This is a genomic window from Candidatus Nanopusillus massiliensis (assembly GCF_920984865.1).
This window is the reverse complement of the sequence record NZ_OV100765.1, coordinates 2,361-2,793: the sequence shown is the minus strand read 5'-3', so window position 1 is coordinate 2,793 and position 433 is coordinate 2,361.

The window sequence follows — 433 nt, the reverse complement described above, 5'->3', positions numbered from 1 at the left end:
TCTGAAATGGGGTTACATCTTGAAAAGTAGATGAATTAATTAAATCTATTCCCCTATATTCATCATAAGATGCTCTATGTATATGACNTGTATGAAAGAAATCTGGTACAATTTCTATTACAGAAGCATCTTCATTTATATATGGAACATATGGATTCGATCCATGAGAAGTGAATATTAACCTTAACATTAACATAAACTTCATTAATTCTCCAGGTTTTTCATATCCTCCCCTTTCCCTTAAAAAAGAAATATTCGATACTAACCAATCTAGAACATATCCATGATATAATAATCCTACAATTGAATTATGTATTTTTACATATGATGGATTTGATAAATAATATATATTTTTCATTGAATATGATTCTTTTAATAATGACCTTGGTAATTCTGGTTGAGGTTCCGCCAATCTTGGAATATCGTGGTTTCC